Consider the following 26,437-nt stretch of genomic DNA (forward strand, 5'->3'; position numbering starts at 1 on the left):
CGGAGTACGCCAATGAAACGAAATACCCTCTCTCTGACCTTGACCTTGACCTTGACACTGGCGCTTGCCAGCGGACTAGGCAGTATGCCGGTCCACGCCTATGAGCTGTACAACCAGGACGAGAGTGTCCTCAATGCCGACCTTGAAGCCTTGTTCGGCGTGATGCGCAGCAGCAAGAGCTATGACCTGCTAGGCAACCGCGAGAAAGGCCGTTCCAATTGGCGCGAGGGCTACGTCAAGTATGGACTCAGTGCGAGCCAGGGGCTGGACGGAGCAGGCAGCCTGTACGGCGCCTTCAACCTCCTCAGCTCCGCCACTTGGGGCGATGGAGACGCCGCCGGGGTGAGCGAAGGTAGCGAACGACGTACGGCGATAGAAGACGCCTATGTTGGCTGGCGTTCGGGCAATCTGCTCCCCTGGCTTGGTGAGAACGGCCTAGATATATCAGGTGGGCGCCAAGTCGTGGCAATCGGTGACGGGTTCTTGATTCAGGGCGATCCTGTGAACTTCGGCGATGTCGATCTGGGTGCCAACTTCGACCGTGGTGGTGCCTACTACCTGGCTGCGCGCAAGGCCTTCGATAAGACCGCGATACTGCGCCTTGGCGGCAGCGAGGGCTTGCGCGGAGACTTAATTTGGCTGAAGTCAGACAATCGCTACCAGGCGGAAACCGAGTTGGCTATCGCCAACCTCGAACATGTCAACGAACTCGGTACTCTGGGCCTGACCTGGATTCACGGCCTGGATGTCAACCAGCGTTTTGCCGAAATCGTCGGACTACAAGAACGCGATGGTATGGATACCGTCAGCCTGCGCGGTAGCGGCGGGCTGGGAGTGGAGAACCTCAATCTGGCCGCCGAATACGTGACCCAGGACAAGCACAGTGGCCGTGAAAACGCCTGGTATCTAGAGGGGGCCTGGACCTTCTCCGATATCCCCTGGGCGCCCACTGCGACCTACCGCTACAGCCGCTTTTCGGAAGCCTTCGACCCGCTGTTCTACGGCCTCAGCCGTGGCTACGGCACCTGGTTCCAGGGTGAGGTGGCGGCCAACTATGCGGGCCCCTTCAACAACAACGCGAAGGTTCATCACGTCGGGCTCAAGCTCACGCCACGGGAAAACCTGACCCTGGGAGCGTTGTATTACGATTTCGACAGCCTGGACAAAATGCGCGGCAACCTCGGTGGGCGCGAACTGGACTTCTATGTCGAGTGGATGCCTAACGATCATCTGTTGATCAGCCCGGTGCTAGGTTTCTACCAACCGGATCGCAGTGCCGACAACGGCGGTCTGCAACTGGGCGGGGATGGCACCAACACCTACCTACAATTGGTCGTCGGCACTTTCTTCTAGGCCTGGTAAGAAAACTCGGCCGGGGTAAAACCCCGGCCAGACTTGTCGACCCGAGAAAAACGGTGATGAAACCTACTGGGATCACACGTGAACCTACAACTCGTGCATGTGAAGGCGACTATCCGCAACGTCACTGAGTCGCTTTTCGCGCGATTCCGTGAGGCCAGGTAGATCAGTCAACACTCAATCACCAGGCAAGTCACCAGCAACTGGTCGAGCACTTTCGTGCCTAGGCGTGTTCAGCCACATGGTGGTTCGCAAGGCCACAGAAGGAAAACTAAGCATGAAGCATTGGCTATTGGCAGCTGCGTGGCTGCTGTGCGGGATGTCACTGGCGCACGCCGAAGAGGTACTCAGGGTCTACAACTGGGACGCCTACATGGACCCCGCAGTTATCGAGGCCTTCGAACGATCCAGGGGAGTGAAGGTCGACTACCGGACATTCACCAACGCCACGTCCCTACAGGACGCACTGCAGCGTGGCGAGTCTCTGGATCTAGTATTTCCTGCAGATCACCAATTGCGCAGTCTTGTCAGGGCCGGTCTGATTGCCCCACTGGACGCCTCCCGTCTCAAAAACCGCGGAAATCTCGATCCCTACTTGCTGCAGATGCTGGCGACTAGCGGGACGGAAGGCCATGTTGCCCCCTACATGTGGGGAACCGTAGGGCTAATGACTAACCCGGCACTGGCCGAGCCACATTATGGTGGCTCCTTGCCCAACAGTTGGAGCCTGCTTTTCGACCGCGAGGCCAGCGACAAACTATCCGCCTGTGGCACAGCCATCCTGAATGCTGAGCAAGAGGCCGTTTCGCTGAAAATGACCTACAAGGGCATGCGTCTGGGCACCAGCGGCGCCCGACGCATCCGCGCGGAAGTTGCTGGTTTACTAAACCCAGGTGTGCGTTTGAGCCCGGCCGACTACACCCAGCTCATCAGACAGATAGCCAATGGTGAGGTGTGCGTGGCCATGGTATGGGACGCACTGCTCAGGGGCGGAGCGGAACAGCGAGGGCTGCACTTCAGCATTCCCCAGGAAGGTGGCCTGATTTTCATCGACAGCATGGCCATCCCCACGAACGCGCAGCAACCACAGTTGGCCTATGCCTTCATCGACTTCCTGCTTGAGCCTGCCAATGCCGTGCGTAATGCGAGGGTCAGCCATGCCATTCCAGGTATCAGAGAGGCCCTACTGACGGGTCTCGATGCTCCCGCAGGGCTGAGCATCAGTCGCGAGGAGCGCAGACGCCTATATCTGCTCGACCCGCTCACCGAGAAACAGCGTAAGGCCCTGCATGAAGCCTGGCCACCGCATGCCACCAACAGCCCATAGATTCGCTAGATGATTCTAGCGGTCAACTTTGCCGATAACCCTGAGTGATCAGCCAATGGCGCAGCATGTCCTGCTGCGGCGCAGCGATTCCTCCCAGCACCTGTTCTAACCTAGCTCCAGCCTGCAAGGTACGCACCAGTGGAGCCAGTTCGATACCCTGCAAGTGCCAGATACCCAGTGGCTGGTCGGCGGTGACCACCACCTCGGACTCGGCGATGGTGTCGTCACGAATTACCGACGCGCGCACCACGTGAACCTGACTGAAATCGGCGGCAACATGCAGCGGCTCGGCATCCGGCCAGCGACAGCGCGCTTGCCAGAACGGCTGCTCCAGCCAACGCTGCTCCAAAGCATGGAAGTCCCGCCCCGTGCGGGCGAATCGAAGGAACAAATGATCGATCCGCTGCTGATGAAACTGTCGCGCCAGCTGCCCGCGATCGGGTTGACGCAACATTGTGTTAATCACCGCCGGCGCTTGCAGCGCTGAGGAAAGCGACTGGAAGATGCCATTCCCGGATAACGGGTCGACTGCCATCGCCGCATCTCCGACGCGCAACCAGTTTGATCCACTGGCTTCATGGAAGAGAATCGCTGTGCTGCTACGCGCGTACAGCTCTCCCGTTTCAGAGATACCGTTACCGAACAACTCCCGCGCCAGTGCAGAGCGCCCCCTCCGCCAGGCGCAATAATTGGCCAGGTACTCCTTGGCTGGAAGCTCTGCGTTAGCGGCGTCTAGAGTGATCTGCCAATAGCAGCGTCCGTCTCCCATGCGCGCCATCCAGGACCAGCCATCTTTAAAACTCTCTACTGCCGACGTGTTGGGGCCTGCGGGCTGGTGCCAGCGCAACAGCAGGCTTAGGGTTTCCGGACCGCGTCGTCGCCCACCGGCAAGAGGTGCCTGACGGCCACGCGCCTCGACTAAAAAATCCGCCTCCAACGTTACTCCCGATTCGAGCAATACTCGATGACCATGCTCGTTCGATTCGACCTGGCGGACCCGCGCCTCGATCGGCTCAACCCCGGAAGTGCGTAAGTCCTGGCGTAACGCAGCGTCGAAACGCGGTCGATCGATGAGGTACTCCTGATTGATCACCCTGTCTTCGCCACTCCACACCACCCGGCGTGGTGACGGTGCGGCAGCGCTTGCCAGCGCAGAGATTAGGCCCGCATGGTGCAGGCCGTCCAGCGCCCTCTGTGACACGCCTTCGACCGCCTCGAAGCGACGCCAGTCACTGACTACGCGGACGCGATAACCGAGGCGACTCAACCCCAGCGCCACGGCTGTGCCTGCTGGCCCAGCACCGAGCACCAGGATACGCGGCTCACTCATTTCGCCGCCCTCGTCGCTCCGCTCCGACAAACGCTGCTCCGGTGCGCAGCCAGGTCATAACCTCCGTCAGATCAGCTTCCGGTTTGTGGCAAAGGAAGTCGATAATCAGCCCACTCATCGCCGCGCAGGCAACACTTGCCCCTGCGACACCATTCGTGGCAGCGACCGGCGCGCCGAAGTCCGCCTGGGCACTGGCCAGCCAAGACCATTGTCCCTGCGCGCAGCGAGCATCGCCCGTAATGCCAATAACCCCCGGATAGCGGGCTGGATATACCGGTTCACCTTGAGCCGGGCTCGAAGCGCAGAGCAGGATGCCTGCTCTGAGTGCTGTCGTGCAGGCATCGCGCAGAACCGGCCGATCCGTGCGCAAACCGAGGCTGAGATTGATCAGAGCCACCCGTTGCTCGACCAGCCAGTGCAACGCTGCGGCAATCTGCAGTGGACTGGTCTGGCGTCGCTCGTTGAACACCTGGGCCACGCAGAAACTCACCTGCGATGGCACGCAGAACAATACATCAAGAACGGCACTGCCGTGACCCAGTCGATCTGGCGTAGCCTCCCGCTCGCGCAGGGTCTCTCCGTCTAGTTGAAATTGCCGAGCCGCCAGCACACGGCTCGCCTGACTGGGTGCGAAGCCGCTGTCGACCACTCCAATGCGCAGCTCAGCGACCATGACCCACCGCGTCACAACTGAGCTGGTACAACAGACCATCGGCAAGGCGGAAGTTCAGATCAGCCTGATCTAAGGTCGACGACCGATGGCCGATGAAAATGCGTGTGCGACCAAAGAACAACTGGTCGATGGCTGCGATCACTTCACGCTCAGTGGCCTCATCAACCTGCGAGGTAGCTTCATCAAGAATCAGGATCAGCGGGTCCTGCAGCAGAGCACGGGCGATGGCGATCCGTTGCTTCTGCCCGCCTGAAAGTTGCTGGCCACGCTCACCTAACTGGCTGTCGAGACCGTGCGGCAAACTGGCGACCAGTTCGTCAAGACGCGCCAAACGCGCCACTTGTTCAATGGCCGAGCGGTCGGCCTGCGGTGCGCTGTAGGCTAGATTGTCGGCCAAGCTGCCGCGGAACAGCACGATGTCCTGGCTGACCACCGCGATGCGCCGCCGCAACTCGAACAGGTCGAGTTCGCGCAGGTCGGCACCATCTAACAGGATGCGCCCTTGTTTCGGATCGTAGAAGCGCTGTAGCAGGTCGATCAGGGTCGACTTTCCGACACCCGAGATGCCACTGACGGCGACCTTGCTGCCTGCCGGAATCGTTGCGCTGACACCACGCAGCACCACCTTGGCGCGCAGTTCGTGGGCGAAATGCAGGCCCTCAAGACGCAGTTCGCCACGTCCAACCGGCATCACACGCGGCACTCCAGGTTGGCGCACCTCGACCGATTCTTGCCGCAGTTCCATGACCCGCCCCAGGCTAACGGTCATCCGCTGTAGTGCGACATACAAGCCGAGCAAGCTCTGCACCGGCCCTACCGCCATGCCTAGATAGGTCGAAAAGGCGATCAGAGAACCCAACTGCCAATTGCCCTGTACCACCCAGTAGCCGCCAATGATGAAAGCTGCAGCGCGCGACAGCGAAGTTAACGTTCCGGGTACAGCGTGTGTGAAGAACTCGGTGATCTGTAGCCTGAGCAACTGCTTCATATAACCCTGCCCCAGCTCTTCCAGCCGCCGCGACTCTCGGTGCTGCTGGCCAGCGGCCTGGATAAACTTCATTGCCGGCAAGGTTTCAACCAGGAACGATGAAACGTCCGCTGAGCGCTCACGCAGTTCGCGCACGTCGCGCTCGACCTTACGCCTCATCCAGCGTAGCCACAGCACGTCTAGAGGAATCAGAACAACCAGCAGCAAAGACAGTTCCCAAGACAGCAGCAACATTAATGTAACCGCACCCAGCAGGCCGATAACGCTGGATATCGCGGAGAACAAAGAGTCGACGGCAAAGCGTTGTATTTCAGCGACGTCTCCGTCCAGCCGCGACAGCAGGTCGCCGATCCGTTGCCTACCGAAGAACGCCGGCGACAGTTTTTGTAGATGGTGATACAGATCATCGCGTAGAGCGAACAGGATGCGACCTGACAGGCGTGTGTGCAGGTAACGATTAAGACCGGCAAGCAGCGTTCCGAAAATGCCGACTCCGATCATCGCTACGGCAACCTGCAACAGACGGCTGAAGTCCTTTGCCAGCAAGCCCTCGTCGATCAACAGCTTGGTCAGCCAGGGCTGTGCTAGCACCAACAGGGAAGCGCAAAGTGACAACCCGATCAGCGCGAGGATGGCACGCAGGTGCGGGCTCACGAAGCCATACAACCAGCCCAGCGAACGCTGCAACACCTCAGGAGTGGAGGTTTCGACCAGACGAGGCAAGAAACGGATCATCGCCACCTGCCCGGCAGCGTTGCATTTGGCAAGCCTCTCACCGGCTCAACTCTGTAATTGCTTGAGTTTGCGGTATAGCGTGGCCCGACTGATGCCGAGCGCGTCGGCGGCGGCAGAGACATTTCCCTGATGACATTCCAACGAGCTGCGGATTAACTCCAGCTCGTTCTCGCGGATGCTACCTGTACGTCTACCATTGGTCATAAGCTCGTCCAAGAGACTGTCGGTGAGATGGTGCACACCGAGAAACTTCTCGCCCTTCTCGCACATCGCCAGGGCTACGCGCAGCACCATCTCTAACTGGCGAATATTGCCGGGCCAGTCATAGCCGAATAGCAACTCGCCGAGTTCCTTGTCCAAACTAATATCTTCCGCCCCCAAGCGTTGCAGCAAGCCGTCAATGAACGCAGGTAGAGCATCGCGCTCACGCAGCGCCGGTAAGCGTAGATTGATGCCATTGATACGATAGTAAAGATCCTCGCGAAAGCTTTTCTCCTGCACTAAGCGCTTAAGATCACGGTGGGTGGCACAGATCACCGCCACATCAATATCCTGCTCTTCGGCGGCCCCCAGCGGTGCCACCTTACGCTCCTGCAGCACACGCAGCAGGCGGGCCTGCATGCTCAGCGGCATGTCACCAATTTCGTCGAGAAACAACGTTCCACCATGGGCTTGCATTAACCGTCCGATAGCCCCTCCCTTACGCGAGCCAGTGAAGGCACCATCGCGATAACCAAATAACTCGGACTCAATCAGTCCTTCAGGAATCGCAGCACAGTTAATCGCAATGAAGGGTTTTTCTGCCCGGGCACTGGCTTGATGAAGAGCACGTGCGATCACTTCCTTACCGGTGCCTGTTTCTCCTAGCAGTAGTACCGGTAGGTGATTGGCAAGGCCCTGCTGAGCCATGCGTAAAGAGCGCGCGAGCCGACCATCTTCTCCAGCGAGACCATTCAAACTTTGCTGTTTCGACACTGAAGTACGGGTAGCTGATGTAGCCACGGAAAGATTGGCACAACGTGGTGTTTGTAATGGCTTGAAGAAGAGTTCGCCTCTCGTCGTTTGAAGGGTACTCACCTCGTTACGCAGCAGACGCGACAAGCTACCGCTTCCCAGGAAGTCAGAGCTGGGCCGACCAACCAGGGTGTCGCGAGTCAACTGCAATAGGTCGCAGGCCTCCTCGTTAGCTGCCAGAATTTCACCATTCAGACCGATAGCTAGCAGGCCATGCCAAGCAGATCCGAGGTACTGCTGGCGGCTATGAAAGGCCAGCAAAATGTCTTGGGTGTAGTACGCACCAAATAGGCGGCTTTCGATATTTCTAGCAGCCAGCATCAGAGTCGCTAGGATGTCTTGTGGTTGCACCATGGGGCCGTCACGGGTCAAATCAAGTACACCAATCACCTTACCTTGAGGGTCTTTGATCGGTACTGCAGTGCAGGAAAACCGACTCAGCCGATCAAGATAATGTTCATCTCGATTAATCAGTGTGGCGCGTGCGTCCACTAACGTCGTACCCAAAGCATTGGTGCCACGCAAAGCTTCGCTCCAACAAGCCCCTGGCTGCATATCGGGCAGATCCAAAGTCTTTAGATATTCATGATGCCCATCAACAGCGAGGACCGTCGCATCGGCATTGCCAAGGACAATTAAGCTACCTTTACCCATCTGGCGAACCAAATATTCAAGCTCCGGCGTAGCCGCATCAATTAGCAGACGATTTGTGGCTAGCAGTAGCTCTAAATCCTGGCTCCTGTGCAGGCCCACAGACTCTTTGTCGATGCAGTTTAGGCCATAGCTGATACTGCGCCTCCAAGACGCATCGATCTCTTCTCGCAACACTCCGAGAGGAAGCTGTCCGTCAGCGATCAACTTCTTTCTAACCTCCCTCACTCGCTGCTGAAGGTCATGTGCTATTGAGATTGGTACTTGGGTCTTCACTTGCTCCATGGCCCACCTGACTCTCGGATTTAAAATCAGTATCTGACTACTGATGCCTGCTACTTCCTTTAGATGATCGCGAATATCGGCATCACGCCTATCGATGCCCCGCGCCCTTCACTGCCTCGCTCAGGCTCCAACCAAATCAAAGTAGACGGAGACAACCCGACCCAAGTTGAGCAGATGCAAACTCAATGGTGCCATTCTCTCAGTGAGCCGCCTCCAATTCGCCGCTAGCTATGAAGTCGCCCTTCAATCGATATCTTTTTCGTAGTTGAAAACGAAATGTTGTAACGCTTGCAGCTCGCACACCGCGAGCGCTCTAAGGTTCGCATCGCCGCATATATTTTTACATCAGTAAAATATTTATCACAACAATAATATCCATGCAAAGAGGATTCGAAACGCCGCCGGGCTGCATAAATCCAGCACATCCGCCCATATGCACACTTGCGCTTATCTGTGATTTCGACCCTTACCTCTCAAGCCAATCGCCCAGACCCCAACCAAGACATTCAGCGGGAACAGGTTTTATCAACCGGGGATCACGGTATCCGACAACTGGCACGGATCGCCGGCGCATACCAGCATCCACATCACCACAAAACGCGGGTCTTTACAGCCAACACCCAGCCTGATCGCTCTAGCGCCGATACCGCGTCATCATAAAAAATTATTTGACTAAAATATTTTATGCAGATAAATATAAATGAACGATCGAAGGTGCTCAATAGCTACTTCTGCTGGGTAGCTGTGCATGGAGAGCAGGCGGTCTCAGACCTAGAGCAGCAGCACCAGTGTCTCGTCCCACACCCAACCTGGGAGTTGACCAGTCATGCTACAAACACGCCGTTTTCCTCTACATGTCCACATCTGTGCCCTGTTTACCCTCCTGCTGCTGCTCGTCTGTATCGCGCTAGGGCTTCTCAATTACCGTCAATCCAGTCAGATGATCGCCACGAGCAGCGAAAGACTCTTTGATCGGATACAGCACGACGTTCAGAAAGACCTGAGCAATACATACCAGCCTATTCGCCATTTGCTCAGCTTGCTTTCTCTAGATCCAGCCACGCAAAGTACCGATCTAGAGTCTCGATTGGCCCTACTGCCCTCATTCATCCAAGCCCTGCGCGACAACCCCATGCTCAACTCCCTTTACTTGGGCTACCGCAACGGTGATTTCTTCATGGTGCGTCCGTTGGACAGCGGCGCACTCAAACAACGCTTTGAGGCGCCTCCAGGTGCCTCCTATCAGGTTTGGTCTATCCATCGAGAGAATCAAATAATACGGTCTGAGTATCTTTTTTATGACGACGAGCTAAATGAAATCAGCCGGCGCGAACGAACCGATGAAAATTACGATCCTCGTGAACGTGGCTGGTTCAAGCAAGCCAGCATGGGTGACAATCAAATAACCACAGAGCCTTACGTCTTTTTCTCAACAGACGAAGTCGGCACCACCCTAGCCCGCCGCAGTGGAAATACTGCGGTACTGGCCGCAGACCTAACCCTAGCTGCCCTCTCTGAGACCCTCGCAACACATCGAGCCACACCGAACAGCGAGCTGGTTCTTGTCGACACGAAGGGCAATGTGGTGGCCTACCCTGACGTCACCCGGCTGATTGGTGCAAATGGCTACCACAAGACTTTGGTAAAGGCTCGCGACATAAACCCGCTGCTAGGCGAGTTGCTCGAGAAATACTTCAGCCGCCAAGCTCAAGGGACAGTTTTGCTAGCTAAGCGGCGCTGGGCTATGGCTCAGCGGCATATTCAAGAAGGCGGCCCGAACGGGCTGCACCTCGCAATGTTGATACCTGAAGACGAACTGTTGGCCGACGCCTATCGGGCGCGCAAGCAAGGAGCGCTGATTACCCTCGCCACTCTGCTACTGGCTCTTTCGTTTAGCTGGTTAGCCTCCCACCACATCGCAAAGTCGTTGAGAAAATTAGTTGGAGAGGCCGAGGCGATAAAGCGATTCGACTTCAGTCGCCCCTCTAACGGTCGTTCGCTCATCCTCGAAGTAGATCAACTTGCGGTATCTATGAGGCAGATGAAGGAAACCCTTGGGCGCTTCCTCGATATCGCTGCAAGTCTTTCCGCAGAAACCAACTTTGACGCCCTTCTGAAGCGAGTACTCAACTCCACAGTAGCTATCAGCGGGGCCCAAGGAGGGCTGATCTACCTTTACGACGCCGATAGCAAGCGTCTAGACCCTAAGGGGTTCGTTTTAGATGGCCAAGCACATACGCCCGAGGAGCTGGGTATTAAAGGGTTCGCCTTGGGTGACGACGCCCTTCCCGATTGGTTGCGTAACGCTGCAAGCGGCGGAGCCAGCATTGCAATGCCCATGGATCTCAGCAAGTCGAGGGGGCTGCAGAAGCTGCTCTCGGCTATTGGCAGCCCTCAAGTGCAACTCATTGCAACTGGCCTGCACAACCGCCAGCAGGAAACCGTTGGAGTACTGGTTTTATTCCAACGCGATGACGAGGGAAAAAGCGAGTGCATGCTCACCTCAGAGCGAGTAGCTTTCGTAGACGCAGTATCTGGAAGTGCTGCCCTATGCATTGATAGCCAACGGCTACTCGCAAAGCAAAAGCTACTACTCGATGCCTTCATCCAACTCATTGCTGGCGCCATTGATGCAAAGAGTCCCTATACAGGAGGTCACTGCCAGCGCGTCCCAGAAATCACAATGATGCTTGCTCGTGCTGCAGCAGATAGCGACGCCCCGGAGTTCAGTAGCTATCAACCCAATGAAGAAGAATGGGAAGCTCTGTATATCGCTGCGTGGTTACACGATTGCGGCAAAGTGACCACCCCCGAATACGTAGTCGATAAAGCAACCAAACTGGAAACGATTTACGACCGTATCCATGAGGTGCGCATGCGCTTCGAGGTGCTCAAGCGCGACGCCTGGATTCTCTATTGGAAAAACCTTGCTGAGGGCGGGAGCGAGACAGTACAAGCTAAAATAAGAGACGCTGAACTCAAAACCTTAGACGAAGAGTTCTCCTTTATCGCCTATGCCAACCGAGGCGGTGAGGCGATGACCGACGCCGATCAAACTCGCCTTGGACAAATCGCCAAGCGTCGCTGGCTGCGCACACTAGACAATCGCCTCGGTGTCTCCTGGGAAGAGGAACAACGCTTACGGCAACTGCCACCTCAGCCACTTCCAGTGGAGGAGTTTCTGCTTGACGATCGTCCAGAACACCTCATCGAACGCCCTGAGCAAGAGCTAATTGCGCCTGACAATCCATGGGGCTTCAATCTCAATGTACCGCAGTACAAGTTCAACCGAGGCGAACTCTATAACCTAAGTACTACTTCAGGCACGCTGACTCCCGAAGAGCGCTACATCATCAACCACCATATGGTGCAGACAATCATGATGCTCGGCCGCCTTCCATTTCCTAAGCATTTGCAATGCGTTGCCGAGATAGCTGGAGGGCATCATGAGAAATTAGATGGCACGGGCTATCCGAAACGTCTTAATCACGAGCAAATAAGCCTCCCTGCTCGTATGATGGCAATTGCGGATATTTTCGAGGCCCTAACAGCCGTAGACCGCCCCTACAAGAAAGGCAAAACACTTTCTGAAGCAGTTAACATCATGGTCTGTATGTGCGAAAAATCGCATATTGACCCACATCTTTTCGCCCTCTTCATTCGCGCCAATATATACAAGCAATACGCTCAGCGCTTTATGCAGTTAGAGCTGATTGACGAGGTAGATGAACAAGCGATTTTGGCAAGAGTGTCTGAAGCCTCATCGCCGACGACGTGCAAAACCAATCCGGACGATCCTGCCGAATACCGGCAACGCATCGTAAGCCTATCCGGACGATAGAGTCGCATTTAAGCTAGCCCCGCTCTTAAGGGCAGGGCTTTCAGGCTTTTTAGATTAACTTGCTCAGCGGTTCGCTTGAAAGTTCAGACTTGGATTTCAGGGTGAATCATTGGATGGTTTCGTCCTAATTTTCAAAGCCTAGGCAGGGGATGCCTAAGAGGATGGCTAGTCCACTAAACTTGGAACAGGTCTGGATGGCTGGCCTTACGGTATTGACTAGGAGTCTGCCCAACCCATTGTCGGAATGCCCGGGTGAAGTTAGCCGGATCGACATACCCCATTTTCTCCGCCACTTGGTAGATATCTACATCTGGATTCGCTAACAGGCTCATTGCATCCTTCCGACGCACGCTGTTGAGCAGCTCCAAAAAGCTCGCCTCCTCCTCTTTTAATCGACGACGCAATGTCCTAGCAGTCATATTCAACTGTCTGGCTACCTGTTCGAAATCTGGATACCGGTTACCTTGCCGCTTCAGCGCCCGCAACACATCCCCTGCTACGTCAGAACGGCCCAGAAGAGCTGCCTCTTCCTCACACCTCGCTACGGCAAGCTTCTGTCCGGCCGGATGAGCCAACATCAGTGGAGTATCCAGCAACAAAGCGGGAAAGCGAATCTGGCAAGCAGGCATGTCGTAACGCACCGTCCCAAGAAATAAACGCGCCTTATCAACATAGGGAGGAACTGCGAAATCGAACCAGGTCTCACTAGTTGTTAGCAGCTCTGGTTGCATAAGCACACATGCTCGATATATCCCCGTCAGAGCATACTCCAACTCAATCTGCCGATGCCGCTCAGGAATCAATGGCAACAACTGGACATCCAACACGCAAATTCCATCAATCACATCCATAGAAAATGACATGCCAATACCATACAGTAACCAAAAGCGCTCACAGAGCCTAAGCGCGTCACCTAATGTGGCGCTCGCCAGAACTGCATGCCCAAAGCTGCCCAGTGCAGTGAGTGGCAAGCGGTTCCCAAGCTCCAGACCAATCCCCTCTCCTCCGAAGCGCACATGCACCTCGTCCAAGAGCCGCATGTACTCACTATACGTCAGCCCCATATTAGGCTGAACAGAAGCGAAAGGAATCTTGGCACTTCGCAACACATGCTCAATCGAGTGCCCCTGCTCTGCCATGAACTCAAGATAGCTCTGAGAAAACAGCACCGGACACCTACCCTCTCCGCTCATTTTTGTGCGCATAACAACCATGCCTCCTTCACTGTGCAAACTCTATCCCGCATCAGCGATGCTGGCCAAAGATGACAAGCGAAATGTCCGATACAGCTCTCACTTTCCGACTGAATAGAGCAAAACAATGACCATAAGCCTGGGCCGGAATAGTTCAGGAGGTGGATACGGCTGAAGTTCGTACGGACATGAGCAAGGGAAACCGGCAACACAATTTTGGGCATTAACCGGTACTCCCTAGCGGGGGCTTCTAGTGTGCCTCAATCTAAAGCCTCGCACGCCACCTCACTGTGGCTCCAACGTTTGCCCATCAGGCGAGAGGTACCTCCGCGCCGAGCTTTATATTTCAGAAAAATACAAAAAGGACACTTTTGTTACATGTTGCGACTCATATGTTTACTTATTGCTGCACTGACCCTAAATGGCTGTTTCGACAGTGGTGGAGGTAGTAAATCTCCCAAGGAGAAAAACGATAGCAATACCACCAACCCTATCAGCGTACCTCCCGACAATATCGGCCCACCGGATGAACCGATAACAACACCTCCTGTCACGCCACAAACACCACCTGTGGATCCTCCGACAATTCCTCCCATCGAACCGCCATCCACAGCAAGCCCAGCGCATCTGCTCGACGTTTATCTCGCGCAGACCCATGTGCTTCGACCCGAGGATCGTTTCTTTCGGCTGGTCGCCGGGCGTGATGTCTTGTTTATTGCACGAGTGGAAAACGATAACCAGACACTAGCTATTGAAGTGCTTGACCACCTAGGTGGGCTGCTTGGCAATCTCGCGCTGAAAGGACCTGAGCAACTGGATAAAACTGCCGGCAATGGCCCTGCTCCTTTTACCCTGGGCCACAGTGCCCGTATACCTGGTAATTGGGTACATCCTGGCATGCAGATTCGTCTGCTGCACGGCCAACAACAGTTGACTCTTGAACACCCCAGCGTCGGCGCACCGAATGTGCTGACTTACTACAGCGTACCTTTTGTGCTGTTTGGTAGAACCCTCGACAGCCTACCTCCAGACGGCCTGGCCATGAGCCACGAACACCGTGAGGAATATGCCGCACGGTTGCCTGTGAATCGCTTCGACTATCGAGCCATGCCCCCACTACTGCTCGACAGACTGGTCTTGGAACCGAACGATCAATCTCCCGGCTTGCTCTTGCCCGTATGGCCGGATTGTCCGCGAACCCAATCGCAAAGTCCGGAGTGCGACGTCTACCGAGCTATGGGAGGAATTCTCGCCTATCTGGATCTACTCAAAACGGCCAATGGCGAGGGGGATATAGCCCACTATTACGGTTTGGTCTTTAACGAGCGGCGGATGCAAAACGGCTACAGCGAGATTTGGGGAGGACTGGGTGGTGGCGATGTAGGTGTAGGCGACAGTTGGCTGGATGTAATGCATCACGAAATGGGCCACGCTTACGGTCTGGGACATGCTGGCGAGGACTTTCAGGAAATCTTCGACAGGGACTTCAACAGCCACTTCTCAGCCGGATCCAAACAATTCCCCTATGCCGCAAGCTCTCCCGGAGACTCCAGAGAAAATGGAAATGTTGGTGACACTTGGGGCTACGATCTGAACCGACGAGAGTTCATCCCTCCCTATCTGTATAACTCCGATGGTTCAATCAGGCAGCATAAGCAAGACCCGATGCAAAGTGGCGCAGGTCATCGCGAAGCCGGCTACCTATACTCAATGTTTGCCGACGCCTACGTTTCACGCATCCAAACTCATCTAGAGGGCTATATCAACAGACTTGGCAAGATTCACTACGATGCGGCCACCAATAGGCTACTGCGCTGGAACTATGATCAGAATCGATATGACCCAGTGCCCTATCCGACACCCTGCACACAACGTCCCGCATGCTATGGTCCTGGCGATATTCCTATCGAGCACGACGTGCCAGTCATCACCCTAATCGGCTCAATCAGTCGTACCACGTCCGAGCTAAATCTAATTCACCCCCCCTATTCGCGAAACGGAAACCTGATACGGCTCTACGACCCCACCCTTATTGGCGACCTGCAGGAGCTGCGTGAGCAATACAATTGGTACTGCGCAGATGCCGGTTGCCAGTACGTACTTCGTCTGAGCGAAAGGATCGACGGTCAACTGCGTCATCGCCATATTTTACTTCGGGCCGGATTCTTCGAATGGCACCAGTGGGAGCGAAACATCCTTAAAGCAGGAGCAGACAACCCCAATAGCGGCGACAGCTTTACCCGCTGGTCGGTGAATATCCGCCCTCAGGGTAACCTTGAAAAAGTAGAAATACTCTTCAAGGATCAAGCCCAGCAAGGATTTCTCTCCGGAGAAGAAGAAGTAGTGGCGAGCTGGACAGCGCCCTAATTATCATGTACCGGCGGTGACCTGTGAATAGCCGAGGCTATTCACAGTCCCTGGCCAGGGTTGTGATGACTAGGCACACCCTGTTTTAGAACTGGGTGCCTCAAACCGATTTAGCACATAGGTAACTATGGGGGAAAGCTTACCGGTTACCTGATCTCCTCACGCTCTTCTGTGCTTGTCGCTCACGCCTCCATCTCCTCATCGAAACTGTCCCGCTCGAACGAAATGGCCAAAAATAACAAGTGAAATGTCCGAAGCGGCTCTCACCATCACTTATCAGAAACGCAAAACTAGACCACACAGAGCCCGGAACATGCCTGCGATCCCTCATGCTCCTACTTGTCGTCAGTAAGGCCCTACCTCAGTTTCGCTTGCCTACCACCAGGGGCTGACCGATAGGTCGGCCTAAATGAACCACCCAACTGCTGCTTCCGGCTGTCAGTCGTCGCGCACTTTCACATTCCATAAACCCACAAGAGAAAGACTTCTGCTAAATGAGAAAACTTTCATGCTTACTTCTTGCGACACTGGTGTTGAACGGTTGCTTCGAGAGTAAGGGAGGCAGTAAGTCCTCCAAGGGCAGCGACAATACGAACAATACTAGCACTGTAAGCCCAACGTCCGATGTCGATGTCCCGCCAGGTACTCCAACAGTTTCGCCTCCGGTACCGCCCACCGAACCACCGTCCACGTCTAGCCCGGCACACTTGCTCGATGTCTATATCGCGCAAACCCATGTTCTGCGCCCCGAAGACCGGTTCTTTCGTCTGGTCTCCGAGCGCGATGCTCTGTTTATTGCTCGAGTGGAAAACGACAGCCAAGTACTGACTATAGAAGTACTAGATCGCCTGGGGGGAATGCTCGGCAATCTCAAGTTGAAGGGCCCGGATCAATTAGACAAGACCGCAGGCAACCGTCCCGCACCTTTCACTCTGGCTCACAGCGTCCGCATACCGGCTGCCTGGATAAATCCCGGTATGCAGATCCGCCTACTGCACGGCCAACAGCAGCTGAGCATAGAGCGTCCAAGCGTCGGTGCGCCCAATATTCTGACTTTCAATAGCGTACCTGTCGTGCTGTTTTCCCGACCACTGGACAGCCTACCTGCAGGGAGCTTGGCCATGAGCACCAAACACCGTGATGAATATGTTGCACGGTTGCCAGTAAGCCGTTTGGACTACCGAGCTTTGCCTCCTCTGCAACTCGACCGGTTGGCTTTGAGACCGACAGAACAATCTCCCGGGGAGTTCCTGCTCGCATGGCCCCACTGTCAGAACGACCAGCCACTGAGTGCAGGTTGCGATGGCTACCGGATCATCGAAGGTGTCTACGATTACCTGGAACTTCTGATGGCGGCCAATGGTGAGGAGGATATTGCCCACTATTACGGTCGGATTTTAGACGACAACATCTTTGGTGGGGTGGGAGGCAGTGGTCTGGGCACAGGACATGACTGGGACGGTATCATGCACCATGAAATGGCCCATGCTTTTGGCCTGGGGCATGCCGGCGAGGACTTTCAGAAAACCTTCGACAGTGACTTCAACAGCCATTTTCCAGCCGGTTCCAAGCGCTTCCCCTATGCTGCCAGTCTGCCAGGTGATTCCAGTATCAACGGTAATGTTGGCTCTACTTGGGGCTATGATCTGAATCGCAGCGAGTTTATCGCCCCCTACCTCTACGCCCCTGATGGCACAATCAAGCAGCACAAGCAGGATGCCACGCACGGAGGCGGGACCCATCTTGAGGCGGGCCACATATACGCGATGCTAGCCGATGCTTACGTCTCGCGCGTCCAAACTCACCTGGAGGGCTACAGCAATCGGCCTGGGAAAATCCACTACGATGCCACCACCAATCAATTGCAGCGCTGGAACTACGATCAGAACCGCTACGATACTGTGCCCTACCCTGCGCCCTGCCCTCAGCGCCCCATGTGCTCCGGTCCCGGGGATCTGCCCATCGAGCACCAGTTGCCGGTTATCAGTTTGTTCGGCTCAATCAGTCGCACCACACCCGAATTGACCTTGGTACATGCCCCCTACGCGCACACTGGCAACCTAATACGTCTTTACGACCCAACCCAGGCCAGCGACCTGCAAGAGCTGCGTGAGCAATACAACTTGTACTGCGCAGATGCCGGCTGCCAGTACGTACTGCGTATCACCGAAAGTGTCGGCGGCCAACTGCATCAGCGGCATATTTTGTTGCGTGCCGGATTCTTCGACTGGGGCGACTGGGAGGAGAACATTCTGAAACCGGGAGCCGATGACCCCAACAGCGAAGACAGCTTCATCCGCTGGGCGGTGAATATCCGTCCACTGGGAGAACTAGAAAAGGTTGAGGTGCTGTTTAAGAATCACGCCCAAAACGGCTTGATTCTTGGCGAAGGAGAGGTGGTGGCGATCTGGACCAAACCATGAAGGTATAGCTTAGTTAATCGGACTAGCCTGCCTGCTATTGATCGTTGTGACCAACTGAAGCAGCCCAACTTCGCCACACATTGAGCGAAGTACTTTTGCCCTAGTAACCCGTAGCGCTGCTAAGCAGCCTCTGCAATGTTTTCTCACTGACAAATTCGTTAAATGGCAAAGGAAACTTGATGGACTTGCTAGCTAGCCTGATCGGCGCCCTAGCCCGCTATGGTCGTCACCCTATATGTGGTACCACCCTTGTATACAAGGGCGGTACCACCGTGAGCTCACGCACCCTGCTTCGCCTGTTCATGCAGCTAGTCTTGCACATGGCTCTGCTGGTCAACATAGTCAGCCAGGCCAATGCATCGACCGAGGCACCGACTCGGAGCGAGGATCGCTGGACTATTAACATGCGGAACGCGGAAGTCCGCGATTTTATCGAGCAAATAGCGAGTATTAGCGGGCAGACGTTCATCATTGATCCGCGAGTTAAAGGTCAGGTCACAGTAATCGCCCAGCAGCCGATGAACCTCTCCGAAGTCTACAAGTTGTTCCTATCGGTGATGAGCACCCATGGTTTCGCCGTGATGCCCCAAGGCAATCAGCTGAGCATCATTCCCAGTGGCGATGCCAAGACGGTCGCGGGCAGCCGTGGCAATCTGGAAACCCGCGTGCTGCAGGTACAGCATGGCGCCGCCAACGACCTGTTGCCGCTGATCCGCCCGCTAGTGGCCAACTATGGTCACTTGGCCGCAGTGCCTTCATCTAACAGCCTGATCATCAGCGATACTCCAGCCAATATCGCCCGCATCGACGAAATCATCCGCCAGTTGGACAGCCAGAATCAGGACGACTTCAGCGTCTATGACCTGCGCCATGCCTGGGTCCATGAGCTGGCAGCGGTGATCAACAGCTCGCTGAAAAACGCCCAGGCCAGCGGTGCTCAAGTGATTGCAGATACCCGCGCAAACCGGCTGCTGCTGCTCGGTCCCAGCGATGCCCGCGTGCGCTTGTTGAAGCTGGCGCAGAGCCTCGACACGCCCAGCTCGCGTTCAACCAATACCCGGGTTATCCGTCTGCGCCATGGCGATGCCAAGGAGATGGCGAAAACCCTCGGCGACTTCGGCGACAACTTGAGCCGGAGCCAGGGCAGTGAAAACGCCACGCCGCTGAAGCTGATGATCCGCGCGGACGAAAGCCTCAATGCCATCGTCATCATGGCTGAAGCTGATATCGTCAATATGTTCGAGGACCTGGTCCGTCAGTTGGACATACCCCGCGCTCAGGTGCTGGTGGAGGCAGCCATCGTCGAAATGTCCGGCGATATCAATGACGCCCTTGGCGTACAGTGGGCCATCGATGGCCGCAACGGCAGCGGTGGCCTGGGTGGCGTCAACTTCAGCAACACCGGGCTATCGGTCGGCACCCTGCTCGGAGCCATCGCGAACGAGTCTCCCGGCGGACTCGCTGCGGCGCTGCCCAATGGGGCGATTTTTGGCATAGGCAACGACAACTTCGGCGCACTGATAACCGCATTGTCGTCGAACGGTAAAAGCAACCTGCTCTCAACCCCAACCCTGCTGACCCTGGACAACCAGGCTGCCGAGATTTTGGTCGGGCAGAACGTACCGTTCCAGACCGGCTCCTACACCACCGACGCCGCTGGTTCGGGCAACCCCTTCACCACCATCGAACGCAAGGATATCGGCGTAACCCTTAAGGTCACCCCGCATATCAATGAAGGCGCCACCCTGCGCTTGGTGATCGAGCAGGAAATATCCTCCATCGCCCCAAGCACTGGGCTGAATGCCCAGGCCGTGGACCTGGTGACCAACAAGCGCTCGATCAAGAGCACCGTGCTGGCCGATGACGGCCAGGTGATCGTGCTCGGTGGTCTGATTCAGGACGACATCACCAGCAGCGAGAGCAAGGTGCCGCTGCTCGGTGACATTCCCGGAGTCGGCCGGCTGTTCCGCTCAACCCGCGAAGCCCGGCAAAAGCGCAACCTGATGGTGTTTCTGCGCCCCACCGTGGCGCGCGACGGTGTCGGCCTGGCCAACCTGAGCCTGGGCAAATACCGCGACCTGCGCCTGCTCGGGCAGGCAAATGGTTACGACCACCTGCCGCAGCAGGCCCATGCCTTGTTCGACCAGGGCATTGTGGCCCCCGCAACCGACCTGCGCCAGCCGGCCAAAGCCATCCCAGCTAAACCGAGCAAGACCCTGATCGAGACCCCCAAACCTATCGATCCCGCCAACCTCGGCAATGGCCGTGGCGGCGAAAGCAAACCCAAGATTACAGCGCGCCGCCACACCATCCAGCTGGTTGAAGGCAGCAGCCGCGAATTTATGCAGGCCCTGCTCGAACGCCATCCTAAACAGCCGCTGCGCCTGGCCGAACGCAAGCAGGACGGGGAAACCCGCTATGCCGTGCTTTATGGCAGCTACCCAAGCCGCGAGGTGGCTTTCAAGGCGCTGCAGGCATTGCCCCCAAATTTGCCAAAAAGAAACGCCACAATACACCCGGAGTGACTCACGATTATGAGACTCATCAGGTTTTAGGAGGTTACATAGACATAATTCAACATGCCTCTGGACCTCCTCACACATCGCTTTCAGACTACGCGCTGCTACCAGTCCATCCGCACGCCAAAACTACCGCCAATTCCATGCATGTCACCATCGAAGGCTCTCTGGTAGTGCAGATCGGCATAGATAGAAATATTTTTAGCGATTTCGCCGCTAATACCGCCACCCACCTCGCCCCACTGCTGGCTGTAGTCATTTTGTATATTGACTCCGCCGACATTGACCTTCGGAGCAGAGCCTATGCTACTCAGCACATTGGCGCTCAGATACGGGCGCAAATTGGATGAAGCAACGCCGTCATAGCCGATCCGCGTGCCCAAACGTACAAGGCCCGTGCTGTCATTCCCTCCCTTCACTACCACGGTATCGTCATCAACATCGGCAGAGCGTAAATGCTGGTACATCAACTGAATCTGAGGTTCAACATACCATCCACTATCATCTTTAAAGGGCTTGCCGGCCTCAACCGAAAGCGTCACCCCATTAGAGGTTTGGCTAGCCTTACTTCCGTAGATACTGGAGTAGTCATTTGAAAAATGGGTGAATTGCCCGACCACATCCACGTACGAAGCATCTTCTAGGTAATGGGTGAAGTACACACCGGCACCATAAGCCTTAGCAGTCATGCTGCCGGCATAGTCATTAAGACCAGAGCGCTGACTACGCGATGAGTCACCGGTGTTAACATTAGTTTGCCCCAGCGTCGCCATGACACCTACACGGGTGTGGCTGCCATCGGCGTTATAGGCCTGATAAAGGTCGCTGCCAAACTGGGCAAACCAAGTATCGGTATCATAGCCGAAGCGTCCCGGCTGCAACTTACGCTCCCCCCCACCGACCCGAGCCCAAGATTCCTGACTAGCTCCAGACTCACTTGAAGCCGCTTGATCCCCAATTCGCTGATGCAGAGTTCCGATAGTATCGAAGCCGTACATCCGGTTAACGTAAGAACCAGCCGAGTACCCTACGACAGACGGATTGTATGCAGGCTCCCCACCCGAATTGCTCGCGACGAGATCCGAACGTAGGTACCAGTCATCCGCATCAGCCTCTCCCCCCTGGTAGAGGAAGTATTCATATGCCCCAGCGACAACCGGACGGCGAAGCGCGAATGATGCGCTGTTGCTAACATCATCCAGTTGTACAACTCGAATGCCATCGCCCTGAGTTCTCGCCCCGGAACCATCGGTGTTGTTGATACCCAGCTGATAATTACCTGAGGTGCTGCCTATGACGTGAATAAGATCCGATTGAGAATTACTGCCACCCTGATTTAGGGAGGCATTCAACTCAAATGCACCGTGCCCATCAAGTGCCGATGCGGTCAGCGTTTTGTAGCTTGTTCCTTGAGCAGCGAAAATCACTTGGCCATTGCTCAAGCTCAAACCGCCAGCAGACGAAGACAACCCAGTAAGGCTAGAAGAGTCTGTCATCACCCACGTCGAGTCAGTGAAACCGGCATGGGAAACACCTGAAGCACTCCCGGTCATGATCGAGCCGTCAGTGAAATTCAGAACGATGTTATCGGTCGTAGTGCTGGGCGAGAGCGCTACAACATGACCATTCAAAGCTGATCCTCTGAAGCTTCCGGAAAATTCCCTTGCGGCAAAAATGTCTCCGTCGACTCTGGAGTTTTGCGAAGCAGACAGCAGCACCGCATCACCAGCACCACCGGAGGTATCAACGTAAACGGCACCAGTTGCACCAGTTACGGTAGAAGCCACCAAGTTGATCTCAGCACCGCTACTCAGACTGTAGATACCATAGCTCTGGGCACTGCTCAGCTGCGAGCCATGCAGATCGAGAACTTCTCCCCCACCAGTGAGGTAGGCCCCGGCGGCTCCTTCACCATCTGCCTCAATGAGGCTTCCTGTCAGACTCATGCGCCCAGCGTCTTGCAGATAAACGCCTGAGGAATACTCTCCAGAAGTAGAGATGCTTATATTACGAGCGTCGATACGGGCACCATTGCCAAGGGCCATCAGGCCGTCGGCGGTAGAGCCAGATGTGGTCACGCTACCGTCCTTCAGAACAGCTACAGCACCGTCATCCATACGCACGGCTCCAGCAAAGAGACCGGAGGTACTGATCGAAAATCCTTCAAGATTGACGGCCGAGCCTAGTCTCTCTGCAAATACGCCAATACTGGCTTCGCCAACAGTGCCGATCTGGATCTGCCCCCCCATACCCGCCACAAGATTGGCCACAGTAGGCTCTGCGCCTAGGCTACTTACCCCTACGCCAACAGCTCCAGATCCACTGGTGACGATGCTGCTATTGCCACTCAAACTTACTCGCCCACCGTTTAGCAGAGCGATACCGCTGGTCAAGTCTGCAGAAGTAGAAATATCCATATCACGAGCATCGATATGGGTGCCCATGTCGTTAGCATTCAGCCCATAGCTTTCCATGCCAGAAGTGGTCACTCGCCCCTGACTCAAAGTGACTGTTGCACCGTCATCTGCACGCACGGCGGCGGCATTGGGGCCAGTTGTATTGATTGATACGCTATCGAGGTTAGCAAACGAGTTAGCCCCTTGTGCATACACACCAAAGCCGATAAACCCCGCCGTATTAATCTGGATCTGATTGCCCGTACCCGCTACAAGATTGACAACGGTAGGATCTGCGCCCTGGGCACTAACAAACACGCCTACAGCTGATGGACCAGCGGTACTGATACTACTGTTACCAGTTAGGTTCACCTCAGCACCATGCAGCGCGTATATGCCGACCCCTACCGACTCAGATGTGATGATTTGGCTATCAGAGACATTCATTACCGCGTTGTAGTCGGCCCTCAGCGCAGTACTGTCTCGAGAATTCATAGAGAACACGCTATTTGAGGCTGTGAAATAAGCCTTATCAAACAGGCTCCGGGCTAAAACTCCATAAAGTCCGTCATCGTTTACCGTGACGGAGGCGTGATCGAGAGTGACATGGCCATTGTCTCCAACCATTACACCAACGCTGGTATCACTTGCATTGATGCGAAATTGATTGGCCGCAGAGGAGCCTGAGATGTTTACTTCGGCATCCGCTGCCGCTACAGCTGTGGAAAACGTCCCCACGACGTTGATCTCGCCACCACTGGCTAGGTCGATACGCCCTCCGTCCTCTCCCGATACCCCTATAGCATTGACTGTATTGATTGAGAGATTTTCCGCTGAAATATGGCTTCCAGGATTGCGGGCGGCCAGTGCCGCAATCGAGTTCGGGATTGCCGTTGAAACGGTGATGGATGAGGCATCTTCAAGCACCAACTCATTCCCACCCGTTTCAGCGACAGGCGTGACATAGGTCTGGGCCTGAATGCTAAGCGGCAGGGCAGCGCCAAAAAATGTACTTGCGAAAACGGAGATCCGTGCGCCGCTGTGGACGCGGGACATGTACGTGCGATTGCTCATGGTAAGGATGTCTCGCTAGTGGCCTGCGCGCTTGGCTAGGCCAGGGTTACTACACGAAAACCTCATCGCAGCCTCAGCAGGATGGTACAAACCGCTAAAAAACTTTATCGATGACAACGAAACACTATCTAAATTTATTTTTTTATTAAAGTAAATTTTTTTACTTTCCGACAAAATGCAGACCGAACACAGCCCTTCTGCCATCCGACCTGGCACACAAAGCCTGACAGGCCTCAGCCCCCATCCGCAGGCAGTGGACGCAGAGACCAGCCTTGCCATCTCGATTAGTACAAGTCTTTGCAAAAGCCCCTCTTACACCCAGGCTCGCCTCGTTTTCAGAAACTGGAGCTGCCCTGAGACCTGCTTCTTTCGCAACCAATTCCTGTGCAGATAAGGCCATCGCCTCCTCTGCCAGACGCGTGTAATGAGCCACCGCCGCCGCTTTGCTTAACGCCATGAACACATCCTCTTAACCTACGGGGTGACTTATTTTTTACCCTGATTTAAATATTTATCAAACATTAGAAATGCGGCTATCAGAGGCAATTAGGGGATGGCATACACCCAGCGCACCTGCGACAAAGCTGTTGCCATCACCCTGAGGACAAGCTCTAAAACGGCCCTTTGTTAGCAGTTCATCGGCTTTCTGGTATAGAGGTCGGCAACATTGACAACCGTGGCGATGGTCGTTTAAAAATATCTTGATAAAATTATTTATTAAGATAAATTTATTAACCTGAGCCCATGCCAACAGCAGAGCCGAGTCAAAGGAGACTCCTATCGTTGGGCCTCGCACCTGGGATAGAGCCAACAAAGGCTATCCCCGCAAAGCCCCCACGATATGAAGCTTCTCCTCAGCGCCTTTTGGCGCCAGCTCACGCAAAGCCGGTAGTCATGCGCAAACGTTGCCCAAGAACGAGGTCGAGAGGTCGCCATGTTCAATTCGCGCACTAATGAAGCTTTGCTGAAATGCCAGGCTGAACTAAATGAGGCTCAAGCAACCTTGGAAGCGTTAGGTCGCTCCATGGCAATAATTGAGTTCCATACGGATGGCACCATCCTCACCGCCAACTCAAACTTCCTTGCCACCACTGGCTATGGCCTGGAAGAAATTCGTGGAAAACACCACCGCATTTTTTGTGAACCAGACTATGCCTCGAGCCGAGAATATGGGGATTTCTGGCGTCGTTTGGTGAACGGCGAATTTCTGAGCGACCGATTTGTTCGCTTTAACAAGCGCGGCGAGGAGGTTTGGCTGGAAGCAAGCTACAACCCGGTTAGAAATACCAGCGGCGAAGTATTCAAGGTGGTAAAGATCGCCACAGACATCACCGAGCAAGTTATCCGTGAGCAAGAGCAAGCAGGACTGGTCACGGCCATCAAGCGATCAATGGCCGTAATCGAGTTCAGCATGCAAGGTGAAGTCCTTTACGCCAACGACGTCTTTAGTTCAACCATGGGCTATCGCCTGGATGAAATACGCAACAAACACCACCGCTTATTTTGCGATCCAAGAGAAGGAGCCTCGGCAACCTATCAGGAGTTTTGGGCCCGCCTCAATCGCGGCGAGTACATCTCCGGACAGTTCAAACGCTATAACAATTACGGTCAAGAGGTCTGGCTAGAAGCCAGCTACAACCCAATTTTTGATGCCAAGGGCAGACTGTATAAAGTGGTCAAGTTCGCCACGGATATAACCGAGCAGGTGCTACGCCACCAAGCAGAGGCCGAAACCGCTCAACGCACTTATGATACTTCTCGACAGACGGACTCCAGCACCCATCACGGGGCGGATGTTGTTCAGCAAACGGTCGAAGTGATGCAGGCGATCGCTGGCGAACTGGTCGCAGCTGCGACATCCATCAGCGCTGTCAGCCAGCAATCGCAAAAGATCGGAACGATTGTACAGACCATCCGGGGCATTGCCGATCAGACCAACCTACTCGCCCTCAATGCCGCTATTGAAGCAGCCCGGGCGGGCGAACAGGGGCGAGGGTTTGCTGTGGTCGCCGACGAGGTACGCAGCTTAGCTTCACGCACCAGTCAGGCGACACTGGAGATTAATGATGTGGTGCGCCACAACCATGAGTTAGCTCAAAGCGCTGTTGATAGCATGCAGGCTAGCCAGCAAAGGGTCGAACATGGTGTGGACCTGGCCAGCCAGGCCGGCCGGGTACTGATTGAAATTCGTGAAGGCACTCGCCAGGTGGTTGAGATTATCAGCCAATTCAGTGCGCTAAATCGCTGAATGGTTGTGATGCA

At 55.2% G+C, this 26,437-nt stretch carries 12 protein-coding genes and 2 pseudogenes; 8 read left to right on the forward strand and 6 right to left on the reverse strand.

From position 1 onward, the window contains the following. Positions 1–12: 12 nt before the first annotated feature. A complete protein-coding gene (locus tag ACOCLD_RS12705; RefSeq protein WP_422909424.1) occupies positions 13–1,353 on the forward strand; it encodes a hypothetical protein in 1,341 nt (446 codons plus the stop codon). Between the two features lie 283 nt (positions 1,354–1,636). Next, a complete protein-coding gene (locus tag ACOCLD_RS12710) occupies positions 1,637–2,686 on the forward strand; it encodes an extracellular solute-binding protein (protein ID WP_422909425.1) in 1,050 nt (349 codons plus the stop codon). 22 nt (positions 2,687–2,708) lie between these two features. Here the strand turns inward: ACOCLD_RS12710 and qhpG are convergent, their stop codons facing one another. Genes qhpG through ACOCLD_RS12730 form a run of 4 tightly spaced genes read right to left on the reverse strand, consistent with a single transcriptional unit; the run spans position 2,709 to position 8,362 of the window. Then, the gene (gene qhpG / locus ACOCLD_RS12715) at positions 2,709–4,016 is read right to left on the reverse strand and encodes a flavin-dependent monooxygenase QhpG (protein WP_422909426.1); all 1,308 of its coding nucleotides are present in this window, start codon (positions 4,014–4,016) and stop codon (positions 2,709–2,711) included. Further along, a complete protein-coding gene (gene qhpE, locus ACOCLD_RS12720) occupies positions 4,009–4,689 on the reverse strand; it encodes a subtilisin-like serine protease QhpE (RefSeq protein WP_422909427.1) in 681 nt (226 codons plus the stop codon). Before qhpE ends, qhpG begins: the two co-directional genes overlap by 8 nt. Further along, positions 4,679–6,412, reverse strand: coding sequence for an ABC transporter ATP-binding protein (locus ACOCLD_RS12725; RefSeq protein WP_422909428.1), 1,734 nt, complete (start codon positions 6,410–6,412; stop codon positions 4,679–4,681). Before ACOCLD_RS12725 ends, qhpE begins: the two co-directional genes overlap by 11 nt. Positions 6,413–6,457: 45 nt before the next feature. Continuing rightward, the gene (locus ACOCLD_RS12730) at positions 6,458–8,362 is read right to left on the reverse strand and encodes a sigma-54-dependent Fis family transcriptional regulator (RefSeq protein WP_422909429.1); all 1,905 of its coding nucleotides are present in this window, start codon (positions 8,360–8,362) and stop codon (positions 6,458–6,460) included. Positions 8,363–9,188: 826 nt separating this feature from the next. Here ACOCLD_RS12730 and ACOCLD_RS12735 point away from each other — a divergent pair. Further along, positions 9,189–12,203 carry an HD domain-containing phosphohydrolase gene (locus ACOCLD_RS12735; RefSeq protein ID WP_422909430.1) on the forward strand — a complete coding sequence of 1,005 codons (3,015 nt, stop codon included), beginning with the start codon at positions 9,189–9,191 and terminating at the stop codon, positions 12,201–12,203. Between the two features lie 173 nt (positions 12,204–12,376). Here the strand turns inward: ACOCLD_RS12735 and ACOCLD_RS12740 are convergent, their stop codons facing one another. Next, the gene (locus ACOCLD_RS12740) at positions 12,377–13,408 is read right to left on the reverse strand and encodes an AraC family transcriptional regulator ligand-binding domain-containing protein (protein WP_422909431.1); all 1,032 of its coding nucleotides are present in this window, start codon (positions 13,406–13,408) and stop codon (positions 12,377–12,379) included. Between the two features lie 366 nt (positions 13,409–13,774). Here ACOCLD_RS12740 and ACOCLD_RS12745 point away from each other — a divergent pair, with 366 nt between their 5' ends. The 3 genes from ACOCLD_RS12745 to gspD all read left to right on the forward strand — a co-directional run bounded on the left by ACOCLD_RS12745 (position 13,775) and on the right by gspD (position 20,711). Further along, positions 13,775–15,763, forward strand: coding sequence for a M66 family metalloprotease (locus ACOCLD_RS12745; protein WP_422909432.1), 1,989 nt, complete (start codon positions 13,775–13,777; stop codon positions 15,761–15,763). Between the two features lie 707 nt (positions 15,764–16,470). Next, positions 16,471–18,186, forward strand: a complete 1,716-nt coding sequence (locus ACOCLD_RS12750) for a M66 family metalloprotease (protein ID WP_422909433.1) — start codon at positions 16,471–16,473, stop codon at positions 18,184–18,186. 302 nt (positions 18,187–18,488) lie between these two features. Continuing rightward, positions 18,489–20,711, forward strand: coding sequence for a type II secretion system secretin GspD (gene gspD / locus ACOCLD_RS12755; RefSeq protein WP_422911804.1), 2,223 nt, complete (start codon positions 18,489–18,491; stop codon positions 20,709–20,711). 98 nt (positions 20,712–20,809) lie between these two features. Here the strand turns inward: gspD and ACOCLD_RS12760 are convergent, their stop codons facing one another. Then, the gene (locus ACOCLD_RS12760) at positions 20,810–24,175 is read right to left on the reverse strand and encodes an autotransporter outer membrane beta-barrel domain-containing protein (RefSeq protein ID WP_422909434.1); all 3,366 of its coding nucleotides are present in this window, start codon (positions 24,173–24,175) and stop codon (positions 20,810–20,812) included. A gap of 934 nt (positions 24,176–25,109) precedes the next feature. Here ACOCLD_RS12760 and ACOCLD_RS12765 point away from each other — a divergent pair. Together ACOCLD_RS12765 and ACOCLD_RS12770 are read left to right on the forward strand one after the other, a co-directional pair. Next, positions 25,110–25,871, forward strand: a pseudogene (locus tag ACOCLD_RS12765) (PAS domain-containing protein); the annotation flags it as partial. 114 nt (positions 25,872–25,985) lie between these two features. Beyond that, positions 25,986–26,423, forward strand: a pseudogene (locus ACOCLD_RS12770) (methyl-accepting chemotaxis protein); the annotation flags it as partial. Positions 26,424–26,437: the final 14 nt, after the last annotated feature.

Source organism: Pseudomonas cimarronensis, assembly GCF_049331905.1.
Classification (GTDB): domain Bacteria; phylum Pseudomonadota; class Gammaproteobacteria; order Pseudomonadales; family Pseudomonadaceae; genus Aquipseudomonas.